A 20,474-nucleotide genomic window follows, 5' to 3' on the forward strand; every position below is an offset into this window, starting at 1 on the left:
GGGAGAAAAATGAAAGACAATATATTACAGTCCTTGAATTTAGAAAAAATAGCTAAATTTAGAGAGCTTGGTTTATTAGGATTTATTATTCTATTAGCTATCATTATACAATTATTAAATCCTGCTTTTTTAACATTTGGAAATTTAAGAGATTTATTAACAAATACAGCCATATTAAGCATTTTAGCACTTGGAATGATGCTTGTTCTTATTACAAGAGGTATTGATTTATCAATAGGGGCCACTTTAGCATTATCTGGAATGATCACTGCTTTAACAGTAAGTGCCTATGGAAATTTACATCCACTATTAGCCATTTTGCTAGGAATCATGGTTGGTATTATTTGCGGGGTTATTTTAGGATTATTGGTTTCAAAAATTGGTATTTTACCCATTATTGCATCTTTAGGATTAATGAATGTTTTCAGAGGATTAACATTTTGGGTAGGCGGAGGTGAATGGGTAAGTGCATATCAAATGCCTCCATCATTTAAAAGTATAGCGACGAGTTCCTTTTTAGGTATAAACACCCTCGTACTAATTGCAGTCGTGATCTTTCTTCTCTTCTATTATTTTGTAAATAATACGATCACAGGTAGACAAATATATGCTGTTGGAAGTAATCCGGATTCAGCAAGAGTTAGTGGTATAAATCAAACCAAAATATTAATTCTAGTCTATACGATAATGGGAGGTTTATCCGGTCTTGCAGGGGTATTATGGGTTTCAAAGTTCGCATCGGCTCAAGGGGATACGGCAACTGGATATGAATTAACGGTAATTGCAGCTTGTATTTTGGGTGGAGTGAGTATTGCTGGTGGAGTCGGAAAAGTAACAGGAGTTTTGTTGGGAGCAATTTTACTTGGTGTCTTAAGTAATGGCTTGCCATTAATAAACGTGTCACCTTTTTGGCAGATGGGAATTGAAGGAATGATCATTTTAATAGCGGTTTTATTCAATACCAATGTAAAAATGCTTGTTGAGAAAAATAACTTACTGAGGAGGGAGATCTAACCATGTCGACACGTACGATTAATCATATCCAAGACTTTTCTTGGAAACGATTTTTTCTTCAATGGGAATGGATGTTGATCCTTTTAATTATTGCCATATTTACAATGAACAGCTCTCTCTCTCCATATTTTTTAAACTATATCAGCATTACTGATGCCACGATGACCTTTTTAGATAAAGCATTTATCGTATTCCCTATGGTCATGATTATGATTATGCGAGAAATAGATATTTCAGTAGGCTCTACCGTTGCACTGTCTTCTGTAGTAATGGCTGTAGCATATAACGCTGGAGTACCAATGGTTCTAGCAATAATGATATGTCTCTTGGTCGGTGCTTTGTGTGGATTATTTAATGGGTTTTTATTAGTGAAATATAAAGAACTTTCAGCTGTTATTGTAACGTTATCAACGATGATTTTATATCGTGGTATTGCTTATATGATTTTAGAGAATCAATCATCAGGTGGCTTTCCAATGTGGTTTTCTTTCTTTGGGTGGGGATATGTTGGAACGATTCCCTTTATCTTAATATTATTTTTACTTTTAGCAGTAATTTTTGTATTAGTTTTACAGAAAACTATTTTTGGAAGACATATTTATGCTATTGGTAGTAATCCAATCGCAAGCCGATTTTCAGGTGTAAAAGTAGATCGAGTAAAATTAATTGTATTTACTTTAGCAGGTTTAATGGCTGCTATTACGGCAGTATTTTTAACCTCTAGAATGGGGAGCACACGACCAAATGTTGCTAATATGTATGAATTAGATGTCATAGCAATGGTTGCTCTAGGTGGTATTAGTACTGCGGGTGGAAAAGGTAAAATGCTTGGTGCCATATTAGCAGTTTTTGTTATTGGATACTTGCAATATGGTTTAGGACTTATTAATGTTCCAGCCCAATCCTTATTGGTAATTATTGGTCTACTATTAATTATTTCAGTTACGGTCACGAACTTGAGAATGAAAGGAAAATTGAAAAAGAAAACATCTAATTAATGGTTTTATCAGTGTGAAAACTGTGAAGCATATAACGTATTTAAAAAGGGGAGGAAGTATTTATGTTAAGACGTTGGGTTTTATACGTATTACTTTTGTTTGTATTTGGGATTTTAGTCGCATGTGGGGACGATTCTGAAACTAGCGGAGATGCAGCAGGTGAAGGAACAACAGAAGAAGGGCAAGAGGAGACAGATGGAGAACAAAATAGGTATGCCATCGTATTTAAAAATACTGGTAATCCATATGGTGAAAAAGAAATGGAAGGCTTTGAAAATGCAATTAATGAACTAGGAGCAGAAGCAATTTTACGTGCTCCAGATCAACCAACGGTAGAAGGACAAATTCAGATAATTGAAGAATTAATTGCACAACAGGTTGATGCAATAGCAATTGTTGGAAATGATTATGATGGGTTACAGCCTGTTTTAACAAAAGCGATGAATCAAGATATTAAAGTATTATCACTTGATTCTGCAGTAAATGGTGATAGTCGCATGGTGCATATTAACCAAGCAGATCCAGAAGCTATCGGACGTACGCAAATACAAGCAGTAGCAGAAATAATTGACAATGAAGGTCAATTTGCTGTACTAAGCGCTACTTCACAGGCTTCCAATCAGAACTTATGGATTGAATGGATGCAAACAGAGTTAGAGGAAGGTGATTATGGAGATATGGAACTTGTTGAAGTTGCATATGGAGATGACTTACGAGATAAGAGTGTTTCAGAAACTGAGGCACTACTGCAATCTTATCCGGATCTTAAAGCAATTGTATCACCGACTACAGTAGGAATTGCAGCAGCTTCTAAAGTAATCACAGATAAAGGTCTGCAGGGTGAAGTAGTGGTAACAGGTCTGGGATTGCCAAGTGAAATGGCGGAGTATATTAATAATGGTGTTAGTCCGTGGATGTACTTATGGAATCCACTGGATGTAGGTTACCTTGCTGGTTATGCTGCAGACGCATTGGTAGAAGGTGAAATTTCAGGTGAAGTAGGAGATACATTTGAAGCAGGAGACTTAGGTTCTTATGAAGTAACAGAAAGTGAAGACGGAACAGAAGTACTATTGGGTGAACCATTCCGGTTTGATGAAGATAATATTGATGAGTGGAAAGAAATCTATTAAGAGAACTGAGCACAAGCTAATTTCCTAGCTTGTGCTTTTCATTTTCCCTACTTTCATTAAATCGTAACAATTACTATTTACAAATAGATTCGCAATGTGTATAATTCAATTATAAATCGTAACCATTTCGAATTAATAAAGAAAGTAGAGGGACTTATCTATGAAACAAAGAAAAGCTTTTAATTTAATTATTCTTGGAATTTTAATTTTATTCCTATCTGCATGTGGATCGTCTGATACCACTGACACATCTGCTCAAGATCAGGAATCTAGCAAGCTGGAAATTTATACAACTGTATATCCACTAGGATTTTTCGCTGAAAAAATTGGAGGGGAGCATGTTGAGGTTGATTCGATTCTTCCGGCAGGTTCTGACCCGCATATCTATGAACCAACTTCTAAAACAATGGTAGACTTAGCTGAAGCGGATGCTTTTATCTATAATGGAGCAGATTTAGAATCCTTTGCTGCAAAAATAGAAAGCTCACTAGCAAGCGAGGATGTCACTATTTTAGAAGCAACTGCAGGAATAGATTTATCTGAGCATGTGCATGAAGACGAAGAAGAAAGTCATGAAGAGGAAGCTGATCAAGAGGAAGAACATGGACACGAAGAAGAAGCTGATCAAGAGGAAGAACATGGACACGAAGAAGAAGCTGACCACGAGGAAGAACATGGACATGAAGAAGAAGCTGACCACGAGGAAGAACATGGACATGAAGAGGAAGCTGACCACGAGGAAGAACATGGAGATGAAGAAGAAGAGGACCATGAGGAAGAAACACATACTAATGAAGATGGACATGACCATGGAGATGTAGATCCTCACACATGGCTTGATCCAATTAGAGCGATAAAGTTAGCAGAAAATATTAAAGAAACACTAATAGAGTTAAAGCCAGCATCAGAAGAGGAGTTCACTAATAATTTTGAAGCATTAAAAACTGATCTTCAATCATTAGATGAAGAATTTCATGAAAAAATTGAAGCTAGTGATAGGAAAGAAATATTAGTGAGTCATGCAGCCTATGGTTATTGGGAAGAAAGCTATGGCTTAGAACAAATCGCTATTACAGGACTTTCCTCATCAGAAGAGCCATCTCAAAAAGAACTAGAAGCAATTATTGATCGAGTAAGAAAAGATGATATCAACTATTTACTATTTGAACAGAATATAGAACCAAAAGTAGCCAAAGTAATCCAACAAGAAACCGGTGTTGAAACACTTCAGCTTCATAATTTGTCCGTTTTAACAGACGAAGACTTAGAAGCGGAGGATGATTATTTCAGCTTAATGAAACGAAACTTAGAAGTATTAGACATTGCTTTAACTGAATAAATGAAACGAAAAGGCACTCCTTATGGAAGTGCCTTTTATATTTTACTAACATAAATTCATTTACAAAAAATTAATATATAAGTTCTTGCTTATATAAGTGTTCGCTTATATAATGGTCATAGAGAAAATGAGAGAGGGAGGTATAAAACTTGTTAAAAACGAAGGTAGACGTTGATCAGGCAGCTGTGATTTTAAAATTACTTGGAGATAGAACACGTTTAACGATGGTAAAACTATTAGAAAACCATGATTGTTGTGTCTGCGAATTTGTTGAAATATTTGATATGAGTCAACCTTCCGTAAGTCAGCATTTAAAAAAACTAAAACAGGTCGGAATTGTCAAAGAAAAGCGGAAGGGATCTTGGGTTTTCTATTCTTTAAATAAGGAATCTGAGTTCACGATCTTCATAGAACGACTTTTAGATGAAATTCCAAATCAAGATGATAAGTTAGAAGCATTAGAGAAAAATGGCAAACGAATTACTTGTTGTTAAGTAGGAGGAAAAATTGTGTTGGAAGTTTTGTTAGCATCAATAATTTTTATAGGAACATTGATTTTAGTTATTTGGCAGCCTAAAGGTTTATCGATTGGCTGGTCTGCCTGTGGTGGGGCAATTGTTGCTCTTATTGCAGGCGTAGTTGGATTCGGAGATGTGATAGAAGTAACAGGAATAGTATGGAACGCAACTTTAGCATTTGTTGCTATCATTTTAATTTCTTTAATTTTAGATGAAATTGGTTTCTTTGAGTGGGCTGCGCTACATATGGCACGTGTCGCTAAAGGAAATGGGATTAAAATGTTTGTGTATGTTAGTTTGCTAGGCTCAGTAGTGGCAGCATTTTTTGCAAATGACGGAGCAGCCTTAATTCTAACTCCTATTGTTTTAGCAATGGTACGTAACCTAAAGTTTGAAGAGAAAATGGTTTTTCCCTTTATAATGGCAAGTGGGTTTATCGCAGATACTACCTCACTTCCACTTATAGTAAGTAACTTAGTGAATATTGTATCCGCTGATTTCTTTAATATTGGCTTTGTGGAATATGCTTCGCGAATGATTATTCCGAACTTTTTCTCGATAGTAGCTACAATTTTGGTTTTATATATTTATTTTAAAAAGGATATTCCAAAAACGTATGACTTATCTCATTTGAAAAAACCATCTGAGGCTATAAAAGATATTAAAATGTTCCACTTATCTTGGTATGTTTTAGCTGTTCTTTTAATTGGGTATTTTATTAGTGAATTTATTAATGTACCAGTATCGATTGTTGCTGGCATTATTGCTATTTTCTTTTTAATAATGGCTAGAAATAGTTCCGCAGTTAATACAACTGCAGTAGTAAAAGGGGCGCCTTGGGCAATTGTGTTTTTCTCAATCGGTATGTATGTCGTTGTATATGGGCTTCGTAATGCAGGATTAACGGATATTTTAGCTCAATTAATTCAAGCTAGTGCAGACCAAGGTCTGTTTGTCGCAACAATCGCGATGGGCTTTATTGCCGCGATATTGTCTTCTGTTATGAACAATATGCCAACTGTAATGATAGATGCATTAGCAATTGCAGAAACGGATACGAGTGGTGTCATGAGGGAAGCATTAATTTACGCGAATGTAATTGGATCTGACCTAGGTCCAAAAATTACACCAATTGGTTCTTTAGCTACGTTGTTATGGCTTCATGTACTTGCCCAAAAAGGAGTTAAAATATCGTGGGGGACATATTTTAAAACAGGGATTGTCCTTACGATTCCAATCCTATTTATTACATTATTAGGTTTGTATTTAACATTAATTATTTTATAAAAAGGAGCAATTTTAAAATGACAAAAACAATTTACTTTTTATGTACTGGTAATTCATGCCGAAGTCAAATGGCTGAAGGCTGGGGAAAGAAATACTTAGGGATAGAATGGAACGTTTATAGTGCGGGAATAGAAGCACATGGACTAAATCCTAACGCAATTAAAGCAATGAATGAAGTGCAAATTGATATTAGTGAACAAACATCAGATATGATCGATTCCGATATTTTAAATAATGCTGATCTAGTGGTAACACTTTGTGGTGATGCGGCTGATAAGTGTCCGATGACACCTCCACATGTAAAAAGAGAGCACTGGGGATTTGATGATCCAGCAAAGGCTGAAGGAACTGATGAAGAAAAGTGGGAAGTATTTCAAAGAGTTCGTGATCAAATTGGCGATCGGATTAAGCACTTTGCTGAAACTGGAGAGTAAATGATTATACTTGGTAATTTATTTCAATGTACTTTTAAACATTGACTATTCTAGATGGTTCAACCATTAATTTTTGTATGTAATAATGCAAAATAATTGAAACATTAAAAATAAGTATTATATAGTTAGAAAAATAAAATAGTAATTAAATCTAGATACGCGATATAATAAATTTATATCGTTTTTTTCTGTCTATTTATTTTTGAAACATTTTGCTAGGCAAAAACGTATAAGAAAAAAGTACAGTAGAATGATTATATAATTATAGTGAAAAGTGGTGGAAATATGAGTTTGGTACAAAGAATTCGGTCTATTTTAAAGAGTGAACAAAAAAGTAATGATGGCTCTTTGGAAAAAGAAATAAAAAATACAGTAGGTAGGCTGCAAAGTGAAATGAATGCTAAAAAAGCTCAGAAGGAACGTCTTACTAGAGCTATTTTCGAACATAAAGATAATATAATTCAATATGATCGCTATTCTCAAAAAGCACAGGAAGATAATGACTTAAAATTGGCAAATACTCATATAACTGCTAAAGAAAAAGCCAAAGAAGATCTAAAAAAATTGAAACACAAAAACGTTAAATTAGCAGAACAATTAGAGGAAATGGATCAAACCTATGAAACATTATCTGGTAGGTTAGAAGACTATCAAATTCGGATTAAGGAAGTAGACAATCAAAAACAGAAATTAGAAATGGACAAAAAGCTTTCAGAACTAGAAGCATATGAAGAGCAGTTGCAATATGAAGTAGGGGAAGCAAAAGCGCTTTTAGAAATTACTCAATATTCAAATGATTTTGAAGTTGAAAAAGAAGTGAATGATATGAAGTAAAAGCTATGAAAAACAGAATATATGCCGCAATTATAAGGAAAGAAGTATGAACAATCATTGTTCAATCTACAATGGATCTGACAGGGCCATTGATAGAACATTAGGTAAGCTAAGCGATGCTAAATGCGGACAAAAATAAGTATGATAACATCATTTAGAATTGACAAATATTCACACTAAACTAGGAAAAAATATGAAAAATAATTCAAAATGACTAGTTATAAAGTAAGTCACATGCTATAATTATGGAAAAAGTTTGTTAATCTGAAAGACGGTGTGTGACTTATGTATCAAAAATTCGCAAAGAAAATATTATGGAATTATTTCATTGTATCTTTGATAGCTGTATCCATCGTAGGAAGTATTTTTATTTTCACGACATTAGATATTAAAGCGTCAGAGATTGGTTTTTTAATTATTATTGTGATGATGTCTATATTCATAATGGCGATTTTAGATCTTTCCTTCCTTAAGTATGATTTACGACCTATTAAAAATGCCAATCGTGATTTAGTGACATTTGAAGAGCTTAAGATTGCTTATAAACAAGTGCATCGTTTACCGAAATTAGCTGTGAGAAGGGTAATGCTTCCGCATTTTATTGGATTCAGTGGTTCAGCAGTATTATTAGCATTTATTTTTATTAGTAATGGTTGGCTAGATGTGAGCACAAGCTATATTATGTTTGCTTTTCTTGGAGCGCTACTGGTTGCGTTGATGCATGCATTAATTGAATATTATCTGACTTTAGATGCGATTAAGCCAATGCTTTCTCATTTAAGAAATAAAGCCAATAAATTATATGGTAGAACCTTAAATAGCATTGGAAAAAAAGGCTTTCCAATTAAAAGAAGTCTCATATCTAGCGCTATTGTTATTAGTGTTTCACCTTTATTGCTTTTCACGATTGCAGCGCAAGTTAGAATAGAAGAATTTGTACCCGAGTTATCCGCTACATATTGGATTTGGGCAATTGGAATAATTTTAATCAGTATTATGTTTTCTGTTGTTGCAGCTTTATTGATAGCTAAGTCTATTCAAGTACCAATTAATGAATTACAACAAAAAATGAAACTTGTGCAAGGTGGGGAATTTGACGTAGAAGCTTCTGATAATTATCCAGACGATTTCGCAAAACTTGTGAATGGGTTTAATCATATGGTTAGCTCGTTAAACCAGACGGATGCTGTAAATAGACAATTATTGGATAGTTTTATCACAACTCTTACAACTGCTTTAGATGCAAGAGATCCCTATACGGCGGGACATTCCAAAAGAGTTTCTGATCTTTCAGTTGCAATTGGAGAAAAATTGAGATTATCTCAGCCTAAGATATCCTTATTAAGAAAAACAGCCTTACTACATGACATTGGGAAGATTGGTATTGAAGATGATATCTTACTTAAGAGTGGCAAATTGACCGAAAGAGAGTTTAATAGAATAAAAGAGCACCCGGTATTAGGTGAGAATATTCTGAAGCAAGTGAAACCACTAACTACAATTGCTGCTATGCTCCCCGGGGTTCGGTCTCATCATGAGAGAATGGATGGGTTGGGTTACCCTGATCAGTTAAAGGGAGAGGAAATACCGCTTTTTGGAAGAATTATTGCTGTAGCTGATGCCTTTGATGCGATGACTTCAAATCGTCCATACCGTTATGCCATGCCTCCAAGTCAAGCCATTAATATTATTGCAGAAGGTGCAGGCACACAATGGGATGAAGTATGTGTGGATGTATTCTTGAAAATAATGGAGGAAGATTGGCAAACCTTTAATATGGAAGCTTCATCTAAGGTTTAAATAGTTTATTACGATAATTTTGTAACTTTTTACATGCTCAATCGACTAACCAATTAATAGGGAAGATTGAGGAGGAGAAGGTCATGAAGAATATATTTAGTTTTATTTTACTGCTCATTATTCTAATTGGGTGTGGTACAAGTCAGAATAATACAAATGGCTCACAGCAAGGTGATGCTGATGGTGAAAAAGAACATTCTACCATGTCAGGCTATGTTGCCAAGGTAGAAGATAACCGTATTCTACTTATAGAAAATAAACCAACAGAACAGCTAAGTGAAATAGATCCGGAGAACTTATATGAAGAGGCAGGCAATGCTATCTACTTTAATATCGAAGAGATAAAGGAAAGTATGGTTTCATCTTTAATCATTGGTGAAAAGGTGGCAATAGAACACGGAGCCGTAAATGAATCTTATCCAGGGCAAAGCACGGCAACTAAAATTAGTCGATTAGTGGATGAAAACTATGATGTGATAGCTAAGCATACCGAGTTTAATAATACCTATTTAATTGATTTATTTTTTGAACAAAAATATGATATACTTCGAACGGTTCAATATACAACAGAAGGTGATCCAATCTTTACAATGGTAAAAAGAGAGGGAGCCAATAGTTATTTCGTTTCTGTCGATGCCTCGCAGGATAATTTTGGTGCAAGTGAATCACCAACTCTTTTAACCTGTACATCAATTGAATCCTATAGTGAAGAAAATGATATGAACTTTATGTTAGTAGGTTGTGACGGCGAACAGAATGAGATAGCACTTTTATCTGCACCAGTGGAAGAAATAATTGTCCCTAACCAAACCTATAGTAAAGTAACGATAAATGCTAATGAAGAAGTTATATATGAATCTGAAAACGAGGATGAAATTGCAGAAATAATTGATAAAATAAAGTCTGGTAAGAAGCAATCTGTAATCGCAATGAGTTTAATGAAACCAGATGGTAAGCTTGTCTTGCATGGGGATAAGACAGAGGTTAGTTTTGATTATTATTTAACTGGTGCGCTGATTAGACATAATCTATATATAGAAGCGGGTATAACGCCAAATGAGTAAAAAATCTAGAGCAAATTAATTTGCTCTAGATTTTTTTTGCGTTGGAAAATTTTAAAGACATATACGATCCTCATTAGAAATACAGCTTGCAGTAATAATTACTCAATGCAATAGAACTTCAGCAATTCAATCATCTTGTCAGCATATCAAGTGCAGTGTAATCTAAATTTTTCACATGACAAAAGAAATGGTCTTCGTATGTTATGGCGTACTTCTCCGGAAAATACCTTCCTTTAATTTCCTTATTGTTATATGTTCTAACAACTTTCCTTTTAATTCTAACAATAGCTATAAAAAATTAGCGAATTACCATAAAAATAGTGATTAATAATTGTTATCTAATCATAAATACTTGCGAATCTCCTGGTGCTACAATTTTAACCATCAACTAAAGCAAGCAAAAACGGGGGATTAAAATGGACTACCAACTTATTCGATGTGATATGAAAGATCCAGGTGATGTGTCAGAATTAGAAAACTTACTTTTTAAAGGAAAAATAAAAGCTTCTGAAATAAAAGCAGTCATTGCTCAAACAGAAGGAGATGGGTATTCAAGAGGTTACGCTACTTTAGCATTCCAAGTATTACTTTCAAAGGAATTACAGATAACGCATCAAGATGTTTTTGACCAAATTCCTATGATGATGATTGGTAAGACAGGTGGTTTAATGACACCTCATTATACGTTATTTATTAAAAGAGATAAGTCTAATAATACAAAGGAAAAACGATTTGCTTTTGGGATTTCTTCTACGCCGATTCTAAAGTCAGAAGAAATTGGAACAGTAACACAAGTTGATCTAGTGGCAAAAGCAGTAGAAGAAGCAATTCAAGACGCTGGTATTGAAAGTTTAAAGGACGTCAAATGTGTAGAAGTGAAATGTCCTTGGGGCATTGGAGGTGCTAGATCTAAAGCAGCTTCTGCACTTGGTTCAGCAGTAGCTTTAAAGGAAGTTGAGCGCAGTGTGATACAAGAAGAATCAATTAATTCAGACCATCAACTATATTCATTAAAAACTTCTGTATCTGCTGGTCAAGAACAGGTTGCTGCAAGAGTAATTGTAATGGGCAATAGTGAAAAATCGGCTAGTGATATGAAAATAGGTTCTGGTGTTATGCAGGATGCCCTTGATTTAAAAGGAATGTATCAAGCATTTGAAGACGTTGGAATCAAAAATGATAGTTATTTATCTGAGGAAGAAAAAGAAGATATCGTTCAAATTTTTGTAAATGCAGGTGCTGATGCATTGCCGACCATACGAGATAAAAGACATACAATGCATACCGATGCATTAGCTGCTCATGCTGGAATTGTAGCTAAAGCAGTAGCAAATGCTGTTGTTGGAAGTTATGTAGGAGAAACAAGAATATTGTGCTCTGCAGGTTCAGAGCACCAAGGTCCTCAAGGTGCTAATTTAATAGCACCAATTATCAGAGTGAAGGAAGGTGGGGCCTCATGATACATTCTGGTTGGAAAAATTATCATGCGCATCTAGATAAAGGTTTTCTTCCATCCAATCACATTTATAAGGATGAAGCTGCTCCTGTTAGGGCAGCTTGGACCAGAGATATTAAGATGGTTCGAACAAAAGAAGAAATTAAACAGTCTGCTAATGCAGCCATTGAAAAAATGTATCAATACGGCACCTCCTATATAAGGACAAATGTAGATGTTGACCCGTTATTTGAGTTAAGAGCGATTGAAGCTATTTTGGAGTTGAAAGAAAAATGGAGTGAAAAAGTAGTCATAGATATAGTTGCATTTAATCAAGAAGGCTTTGATCGCTTTCCGGAGACAGAAGTATTATTAAAAGAAGCTTTAACGCTTGGAGTTGATGGAATCGGTGGCCATACAAGTATGGATATGGATGGAAAGGCGCATATAGATAAAATTGTAAAATTGGCAGAAAAAAGCGATGTGGACTGGATTGAATTCCATACGGATGAAACAGGGAAACCCGAGGATTTTAATTTACCTTATTTAGCAGAAGTAACATCGAATAAGCAATTAGGTGAAAAGATGAACGCTATTCATTGTTGCTCATTAGCAACTGTAACAGATGAAGAGGCTAAGAAAACTATTGAAGCTGTTGCAAATTCAGGTATGACCATTACGACTTGTCCGACAGCTATTGCGACTCGCGCTCTAACTAGGGTAAAAGAGCTTGCTAGTGCAGGGATTAATATTCAAATAGGATCTGATAACATGAGGGATTTTTTCAACCCATTAGGTAGTGGCAATATGCTGCAATATGGTCAGCTATTAGCATATGTAGGAAGATTTTATGAAGCAGATGAGATTAAACAAATTATAAATTGGTTGCAGCAGGCGCCCAATAATAATCGTGTTCAAAATGCTTTAAATCAAATAAATAGTAAATTTCATTATTCATCAAATGATTATAACCAATTACTTGCTGAAGCACCTGCACCGTTATCTGCTAATGCTGTCTCAGTCTGAGTAATGAAAGGATGAGGAAAATGAATTCAAAAGCGGAAGCAAATAGAATGATTTCAACGAAAGATAGACAGATGAAGTCATGGAAAATTCCTAAATCGTTCTGGGCTGCAGTGACTTTAATTGGCTTAGTTGTTATGTGGGAATTGTTGACGGTAGTGTTAGCTATTCCGGCTTATATTTTACCCACGCCTACTGATATTGGGGTAAGACTTTTTCAGGAAACGAGCATGCTCTGGGGCCATACATGGACTACCTTAACAGAAGTACTATTGGGATTTGGACTTAGCTTAGCTATTGGCATACCTATAGCTATAACAATCGTTTATTCAAAGTATTTAGCTAATTCTATCTATCCTATTATAATCGGCATTCAATGTTTACCTATGGTTTCTATAGCGCCAATATTGGTCATTTGGTTTGGGTATGGTTTAATTACAAAAGTAATTTTAGCTTGTTTAATTTCCTTTTTTCCAGTCGTAATAAATGCGGTAAATGGTTTTAATTCTCTAGATAAAGAAATGCATGATTTAGGAAGATCATTGGGGATTTCAGAAAGAAAGATATTCTTTTACTTTCGATTGCCAAATGCACTACCGCATTTGTTTGCCGGGTTCAAAGTGGGGATTACATTAGCGGTTGTCGGTGCAATTGTAGGAGAATTCGTTGCCTCTGAAAGAGGACTTGGCTACTTGCAACTAACTGCAAATGCACGATTAGATACTGAGTTAGTTTTTGTCACCATTGTTGTGTTAGCTATTTTAGGTATATCACTATTTTTAGTTGTTCACGTGTTAGAACGAATATTAATGCCTTGGTATCATGCCAACAAAGCTGGAGGAGGTCAATAATGGTAAAGCACATTAAATTAGTGGGTATCGATAAAACCTTCCATACGAAAACCGGTGATGTAACAGCATTAAAAAATATTGAACTGGACATTGAATCTGGTGAATTCCTTTCTGTCGTAGGGCCGAGTGGTTGCGGGAAAAGCACCATTATGAGAATTATTGCCGGACTTGAATCCCCTTCTGCAGGGACTGTACAAATAAATGAACAGGAATTAACTGGGATTGCGGATGGTGCTGCGATTGTTTTCCAAAAAGATGTACTGCTGGCATGGCGTTCTGTTTTAGACAATGTTTTATTGCCGCTTGATCTAAAAGGTATCACTTGGTTTGATCGTGGTAATCACATAACAAATCGAAAAAAAGCAATCGATCTTCTTGAGTCAGTTGGCTTAAAAGGGTTTGAAGATAAGTATCCACATGAATTGTCAGGTGGAATGAGGCAACGAGTGTCAATTTGCAGGGCATTAATTCAAGATCCAAAATTATTATTAATGGATGAACCATTTGGAGCTTTAGATGCTTTAACAAGAGAGCAAATGATGTATGACCTCTTAAAGCTATCAAATAAGTATAAGTTCACTACTGTTTTTATTACGCACAGTATTGAAGAAGCGGTATTTCTATCTGACAGAGTGGTTGTTATGTCTGAAAGACCAGGTACAATTTTAAAAGAGTTGCCGATCGAGCTTGTTAGACCAAGGGATAATAAGACTAGGTCTAATCCAGTCTTTAATCATAAAGTGCACGAAATCCGTGATATTTTCCAATCACAGGGGATATTAGCGGAAACTTAAAAGGGGGAACTGAAATTGAAAAAGATGAAATGGATTATGTTGTCAATCATGTTTATGGGAATGCTGGTACTAGCTGCTTGTCAAGAAGATAACGCAGATGCGCAGGAGCCAGAAGAAACTGATAGTTCTGCAGAAACTGAAAGTAGTGGAGAAGAAAGCGCAGAAGGAGAAGCTCAATTTGGGGAAGCTGAGGTAACTGATTTTACCTTACGTCTGAATTGGAGATTCAAGGGAGAATTTACGCCTTTCTTTGTTGCGCAAGAAACAGGAATATTTGAAGAATATGGTTTAAATGTTGCAGTAGAAGAAGGTAATGGTTCAACAAATACGATGCAGACTGTGTCACAGGGGCAGGATGAATTCGGCATTACATCTACAGTTGAGCCGTCTCAAGGTATCGAACAAGGGATGCCAATAAAAATGATCGCTTCTTATATGAATCGTTCACCAATTATGATCGCCTCTCACCCAGATGCGGGTGTTGAAACACCGAAAGATTTAGAAGGTAAAAAGATTGCAATGTCTATCTCGTCTACCTTCACAAACATTTTTCCGAATTTTTTAGAATCAAATGGTGTGGATGAATCACAAGTAGAAGCGGTGCAAGTAGAAACATCTGCAAGAAACAGTGTCTTTTTGAATAAAGAAGTAGATTCCGTTGCTATTTTTGCTACTAACGAATATCCAATATTTGAAGAAGAATTAGGGGTAGAGCTAACTCCGCTGTATTTAGCTGATTATGACTATGATTTATCAGGGTTAACCATGATAGGTAATAATGAGTTTCTAGAAGAAAATCCTAACACGGTTAAACGTTTCTTGGCTGCTATTGATGAAGCATTTCAGTATACCTTTGAAAATAAAGAAGAGGCAATTGAGATTGTCTTAGAGAGATTTCCTGACGCAACAGATGAAGAAACAGTAAGTGCACAATTAAATTTATTAGAAGAGATATCCGTATTTGAAGGAGTGCCATATGGTACGATGTCAGAAGAAAATATGACAAACACACTAGATATTTTGGAAACTAGTGATCTAATTGAGGAAAGATTTGAATTAGAGCGCTATTACACAAACGAATATTTACCAGAATAATAAAAAGCAATGATTCATGGGAGCTTCACCTCTCTCATGAATCATTTGTTTTACTTTCTAATATATGAAATATACGAGGAGGAAAATAAATGAATTATGATCCAAGAAAACTATGCATTGATAAAAAGAGTGCATTAATGATTATTGATATGCAAAATGACTTCGTATCGGATGAAGGTGTGTTTGCAATACAAGGCTTTGACGTAGCAAGGTACCAAGCTTTAGAACCTACTATTTTGACCATGATTGAAAAAGCAAGAAGTGTAAAAGTACCAATTATTTTCGTTCAGATGGAACACACAGATGAAAATGATGGAAATGGCGCTTGGAAAGAAAGGCGAAAAGCAAAAAACCATCCAAATAGTTGTCGTGAAAATACGTGGGGCGTAGACTTCTATGGTAATATTAGACCTGAAAAAGAAGATATAATTATAAAAAAACACCGCTATACCGCCTTTATAAATACAGCTTTAGACCCGCTATTACAGTCCATGGGGGTAGAAACGTTAGTAGTTACAGGGATTAATACAAACACTTGTGTAGAATCTACTGTTAGAGATGCTCATCATTTAGATTATCATGTTATTGTTATTGAAGATGCAACAACCGCAGCCTTTTTGGATGCATATGAACCAACCTTACTCAATATAAAAAGACATTTTGGAGCTGTAATAGATGCAAAAACATGGTTAGCATATTATTGAGCTAGTGTTGACCAGCATATAAGAATAAACTTATAATAAGTAAAATGACAACTCATGGCTGGAGTGGACAAAATGAATAAAACGTCAGAACGCGGATTGAAGCTTTCGGACTTCTTGACAATAGAACCAATGCTTGGTTCAAAGTTAGTTGCCGGAAAAAAGAATGAAAGTACAATTATAAATCGTGTGAATATCGTAGGTTCACCAGAAGTAGATCAATTTGTTCGTGCTCAGGAATTAATCATGACGACTGGATATCCTTTTCGAGATGCACCAGAAGATTTGGTTCCCTTTATTGAAAAACTAAATAAAAAAAAGGTGGCAGGCTTAGGGATAAAAGTGAAGCGATTCATCAATGAAATACCCGAAGCGGTTATAAAACGGGCAGAGGAATTAGGTTTTCCTTTGATTGAAATTCTTCCTGGAACGATTTTCTCAGACGTCGTGCGCGTAGCGATGGAAGAAGTTTTTTACCAAGAATCAGAACATTTAGGGACTATATACGATCGATTGCAAAGGTTTACTGATTTAATTGCAATGGGCACGCCTATTATAGAAGTTGTGGCCGAGCTCGAACAAATGATAGGAAACCCAATTATTGTCTTGGATTTAAACGGGAATCTCTTAGCTCCAACGCTTTCTAACATATTAGAAGGTAGCGAACTAACTAAACTAAGTAGCGAATTAGAATTGAGACTAGGTACGGGAATTCGAAATTTTTCCATTCGTGAAGAGAACTTTAAAGCTATTGGCTTACCGCTTTCTGATAACTCCACTCTATCAATTACTCCATTTATAGCCAGCTTAGAGACGAATTTTTCATTTACTGACATCGATTTTTTAACTCTGGAGAAAATACGTACGTTGCTTCATATGGAGTTAACGCATCTACATGTTAAATCAAAAATGGAAGAGAAATACATCGATCAATATATTAAAAACCTCATCAGGGGAGAATTAATAGCTGAAGAGGCAATGGAAAAGCAACCGTTTGAATATAAACTCCATAATAAATGGATAAAAGTGTTTATTTTGAAGATGTATAAACAAGATTTTACAAAAGAAGATATTACTCTATTAAAAAATACCTTAAATAGGTTGATGGATATTGAATTACTAACAACTTGGTATGACGGTCAGCTAGTAATTATTGTTGGACATGAGTTAGAGGAAAAAATAGATAATACACTAATTTATATAGAAGAGGAATTAGTGAGGTTTTTCAAATATAAGAAAAAAGACCTTCATTTTAATATGTGCATTGGTAGTCTTTCAGAAAATGAAGAAGGAGTAAAAGAAAGCTACCTTCGAGCAAATGAAGTGATGAAGATCATGGATAGTTACCCAACAAAAACCATTCGGGTATATTTTGAAGAGATGCGAATATATCGCCTGTTATATCAATTACCTCAAACAGAAGAAGTGTTAGAGTACCCGCTAGATGTGTTAGGTCCTCTTTTACGAGATAAAAGAAAAGACACATATATTGAAACGTTAGAATCGTATTTTCAACTTAACAAAAATATAAAGGAGACAGCGGATCAATTGTTTACGCATTATAATACAGTTGTCTATCGTCTCGATAAAATAAAACAATTGTTAAAAGTGAATTTGGATGATCCTGAAGTGACTTTAGAAATTCAGGTAGCTTTAAAATTATTAAAATAGTAGAGTATTGATATTTAAGGCAAAAGTAAAAATCCTAATTTAACAGAATTTTCATTTTGGTATAACTAGCTTATTCAAATAAAGTACATTTACCTAATTAAGAGATTTCACAGGGTAATATCGGTGACTATAGGTTTATCTGTTGAAATTATGTCAATGTGATGTTCAAAACAAGCTAATGAATAGTGATTTATATGCTGGTCCAACCTAAATGACTTTTTGACATAATCAAGATAGTTAGATTTTTTATAGATGCGAAATGATTCACCTTCATATATTTCATCATCTTTCCAGACAGTATAATCATCATACACTACCGAATATGTAATATAATTCGGAAAATCAATCTGGAAGGTGGTTACTTTACTTTCTGGATGGGGGAAGATGAGTAAGTCTGTTGCATTTTCACTTCTGTTCACGATAACACTTAATGTTACACCATCTACTCTTGGCTCAGAAATACTTTCAAAAGAAATTTCATATCCTACCTCTTTAACCAAATCTCTAAACTGCATTATTATTCCTCCATTCTCCGATACTTTTACTAACCCTTACCCTTATGCTCGGTTAATAAGCAATAATCATCGGGAATCTAGATGACCTAAGCGTATCATATGTAATTAGAATGTAATAGATGAAAAAATGCGTAGGCCACTTATGGTCTACGCATTAAATAATTATATGATAAGAGAAAGCTATAAAAACACTAGGTTAAGGTTGAAACTTTCTTAACAGATCAACGAATGCCTCACAAAAATCTTTCAAATTATTTAAGTATTTAACTCTGTAATCCTCTTGTAGTTTGAGAAATGTTGAAGGTTATATCGTTCTCATTTGATGAAAAATAAGGGCAATTTTAATTCGCAATAGATCATTTGTATTTTTTAAATCAATTTTTAATAGTTTACAGATTTTATCTAAGCGATAAGCAACGGTGTTGCGATGCACAAATAATTGATCTGCAGCTTCTTTTACATTTCCATCACAATCAACGTACATCTGTAGGGTATCAAGCATATCTTTTTCATACGTTGATCCTTGATTAACGAAAGACTCTAGTGTGTTTTTGTAATAGTTTTCTAATAAATGTAAAGGGATGTGTCTGAATAAACTAATAAACTCTAAATTTTCATACATAATGACAGGAGTTTCAAATGACATATCTTCAGCAATTTGGATCGCTTCCACACATTCCTTTTTACCTTCATCTATTCTTTCTAGGGAGGATTTTTTTTGACTAACAACCATTGTGTAGCTATTTTTTTCCTTAGCAGCTTGTAGAACTTCTTTAAGTGGTGTGACTAATTTAGTTGTTGATAAATGTAAGGTATCTTCCTTATGAGGATCAAAAAGTACTGTAAGCATATTTCCGGCATACTTCACATGTTTAATAATGAATTTTTTGAAAAACGGGTGCATATCAAATTCTTGTTGCAGCGAAAGGAATTGATTTTCACTATTTTTTTGTTCTTTTAAAGTCATTATCACCCAATAAGGATATTGGCTTAATCTTTTGTTATCACCTTTTAATTGGTTGGATAAATAATTCATCGTAATATCACCTTTTAAATATCGACCAATAAGAAGACTAAATGCTTGATCAAATAGCTTAGTCGGATTTACTAATTTAGCGTTCGCAAAAAAGTTGGAAAGAATTTCACCAATTTGCAAAAACATTTCTTCTTCTTCTTTTGTGATACCTACGTTTTTATCCATCATGATAAATAAGTAACCGTATTTTTCTTCTTTTTGTCTTAAGATAATTTGAATATACTGATCTGTTGCTGTAAACACATTCTTACCTTTCTCAATGCCGTACCAGTGTTGAATTAATTCTGTTTCATCCTTATCTGTTTTATTATATAGAACTTCGGCCTGGTTAGTAATAAGTGCAAAAGGATAATGAATAAATTTAGCGACTTTGGCGAAATAAGCGTCTAAATTCTTTTGATCGTAGGAGAAAGTAATTAATTCTTTTTGGATGGATAGTTTATTTTTTAACCAATTTTCTTTTTCGATATGTGGCGCATCGTAAAGTGCTTGAATTTGATCTGAGAATGTATGAGAATAGGGCAACTCAATAATAGGAAAATGCAACTTGTCAGCTTCTTCTATAATTTCTTCGGGTATTTCCTTCCAGTACCTTCCTAATTTAATCGCTAAGCCAGCACATCTTTTTTTTGCTAATGCTTTTATCATTTCTACCGCATTGTGCTTATCATCTTTAAGTATAAAAGCAGTAGTGAGAAGTAATTCTCCTTCTTTAACCCAATTATATATATCAGGAGCGTCCATTATATTCACTGCGGTAATAGACCTTTCAATCGCATGCTTACCAGCAACCAATGTTGACTCTGAGAAAGGATATATTTTGAGTGCTTCTGAAATCTTAATATTCATTATCATTTTCTCCTTCTGTTTTATTGTTTGTACTATAAACTATACCGGTATAAAACATTTTTTGTATTGATGTGTAAGAATTT

19 protein-coding genes are annotated in these 20,474 nt (G+C 34.6%); 17 read left to right on the forward strand and 2 right to left on the reverse strand.

All coding sequences use genetic code 11. The features are described 5' to 3' along the window. Positions 1–9: 9 nt before the first annotated feature. The 17 genes from DFR57_RS10050 to DFR57_RS10130 all read left to right on the forward strand — a co-directional run bounded on the left by DFR57_RS10050 (position 10) and on the right by DFR57_RS10130 (position 17,991). Positions 10–1,014, forward strand: coding sequence for an ABC transporter permease (locus DFR57_RS10050; RefSeq protein ID WP_114353020.1), 1,005 nt, complete (start codon positions 10–12; stop codon positions 1,012–1,014). A gap of 2 nt (positions 1,015–1,016) precedes the next feature. Further along, positions 1,017–2,012 carry an ABC transporter permease gene (locus tag DFR57_RS10055; protein ID WP_114353021.1) on the forward strand — a complete coding sequence of 332 codons (996 nt, stop codon included), beginning with the start codon at positions 1,017–1,019 and terminating at the stop codon, positions 2,010–2,012. A 62-nt stretch (positions 2,013–2,074) separates the two neighbouring features. Beyond that, on the forward strand, positions 2,075–3,145 hold the full coding sequence (gene rhaS / locus DFR57_RS10060) for a rhamnose ABC transporter substrate-binding protein (protein ID WP_114353022.1): 1,071 nt from the start codon (positions 2,075–2,077) through the stop codon (positions 3,143–3,145). A gap of 160 nt (positions 3,146–3,305) precedes the next feature. Continuing rightward, a complete protein-coding gene (locus DFR57_RS10065; protein WP_114353023.1) occupies positions 3,306–4,484 on the forward strand; it encodes a metal ABC transporter solute-binding protein, Zn/Mn family in 1,179 nt (392 codons plus the stop codon). 149 nt (positions 4,485–4,633) lie between these two features. Continuing rightward, positions 4,634–4,978, forward strand: coding sequence for an ArsR/SmtB family transcription factor (locus tag DFR57_RS10070; protein ID WP_114353024.1), 345 nt, complete (start codon positions 4,634–4,636; stop codon positions 4,976–4,978). A 15-nt stretch (positions 4,979–4,993) separates the two neighbouring features. Beyond that, positions 4,994–6,289 carry an arsenic transporter gene (locus tag DFR57_RS10075; protein ID WP_114353025.1) on the forward strand — a complete coding sequence of 432 codons (1,296 nt, stop codon included), beginning with the start codon at positions 4,994–4,996 and terminating at the stop codon, positions 6,287–6,289. A 17-nt stretch (positions 6,290–6,306) separates the two neighbouring features. Further along, positions 6,307–6,723: an arsenate reductase (thioredoxin) gene (gene arsC / locus DFR57_RS10080; RefSeq protein ID WP_114353026.1), complete on the forward strand. Its 417-nt coding sequence runs from the start codon at positions 6,307–6,309 to the stop codon at positions 6,721–6,723. A gap of 348 nt (positions 6,724–7,071) precedes the next feature. Further along, the gene (locus tag DFR57_RS10085; protein WP_170132960.1) at positions 7,072–7,557 is read left to right on the forward strand and encodes a hypothetical protein; all 486 of its coding nucleotides are present in this window, start codon (positions 7,072–7,074) and stop codon (positions 7,555–7,557) included. Positions 7,558–7,842: 285 nt separating this feature from the next. Then, entirely contained in the window at positions 7,843–9,357 is a 1,515-nt protein-coding gene (locus tag DFR57_RS10090) for an HD domain-containing phosphohydrolase (protein ID WP_114353028.1), read from the forward strand. 83 nt (positions 9,358–9,440) lie between these two features. After that, the gene (locus DFR57_RS10095) at positions 9,441–10,421 is read left to right on the forward strand and encodes a DUF3221 domain-containing protein (RefSeq protein ID WP_114353029.1); all 981 of its coding nucleotides are present in this window, start codon (positions 9,441–9,443) and stop codon (positions 10,419–10,421) included. 416 nt (positions 10,422–10,837) lie between these two features. Next, positions 10,838–11,881, forward strand: coding sequence for a ring-opening amidohydrolase (locus DFR57_RS10100; protein WP_114353030.1), 1,044 nt, complete (start codon positions 10,838–10,840; stop codon positions 11,879–11,881). After that, positions 11,878–12,882, forward strand: a complete 1,005-nt coding sequence (locus DFR57_RS10105; RefSeq protein WP_114353031.1) for an amidohydrolase family protein — start codon at positions 11,878–11,880, stop codon at positions 12,880–12,882. Before DFR57_RS10100 ends, DFR57_RS10105 begins: the two co-directional genes overlap by 4 nt. A 20-nt stretch (positions 12,883–12,902) precedes the next feature. Beyond that, entirely contained in the window at positions 12,903–13,730 is an 828-nt protein-coding gene (locus DFR57_RS10110; RefSeq protein WP_245937438.1) for an ABC transporter permease, read from the forward strand. Next, positions 13,730–14,524, forward strand: a complete 795-nt coding sequence (locus DFR57_RS10115; RefSeq protein WP_114353032.1) for an ABC transporter ATP-binding protein — start codon at positions 13,730–13,732, stop codon at positions 14,522–14,524. The genes DFR57_RS10110 and DFR57_RS10115 overlap by 1 nt, the downstream gene beginning before the upstream one ends. A gap of 24 nt (positions 14,525–14,548) precedes the next feature. Further along, complete coding sequence (locus DFR57_RS10120; protein WP_114353059.1) at positions 14,549–15,619, forward strand: ABC transporter substrate-binding protein; 1,071 nt, start codon at positions 14,549–14,551, stop codon at positions 15,617–15,619. Positions 15,620–15,708: 89 nt separating this feature from the next. Continuing rightward, a complete protein-coding gene (locus DFR57_RS10125) occupies positions 15,709–16,323 on the forward strand; it encodes a cysteine hydrolase family protein (protein WP_114353033.1) in 615 nt (204 codons plus the stop codon). 72 nt (positions 16,324–16,395) lie between these two features. Then, entirely contained in the window at positions 16,396–17,991 is a 1,596-nt protein-coding gene (locus DFR57_RS10130; protein WP_170132961.1) for a PucR family transcriptional regulator, read from the forward strand. Between the two features lie 107 nt (positions 17,992–18,098). Here DFR57_RS10130 and DFR57_RS10135 read toward each other — a convergent pair whose 3' ends face one another. Beyond that, on the reverse strand, positions 18,099–18,506 hold the full coding sequence (locus tag DFR57_RS10135) for a hypothetical protein (RefSeq protein WP_114353035.1): 408 nt from the start codon (positions 18,504–18,506) through the stop codon (positions 18,099–18,101). A 304-nt stretch (positions 18,507–18,810) separates the two neighbouring features. Then, the gene (locus DFR57_RS10140) at positions 18,811–20,391 is read right to left on the reverse strand and encodes a PucR family transcriptional regulator (RefSeq protein ID WP_170132962.1); all 1,581 of its coding nucleotides are present in this window, start codon (positions 20,389–20,391) and stop codon (positions 18,811–18,813) included. Positions 20,392–20,474: the final 83 nt, after the last annotated feature.

Source organism: Saliterribacillus persicus (assembly GCF_003337485.1).
GTDB lineage: Bacteria > Bacillota > Bacilli > Bacillales > Amphibacillaceae > Saliterribacillus > Saliterribacillus persicus.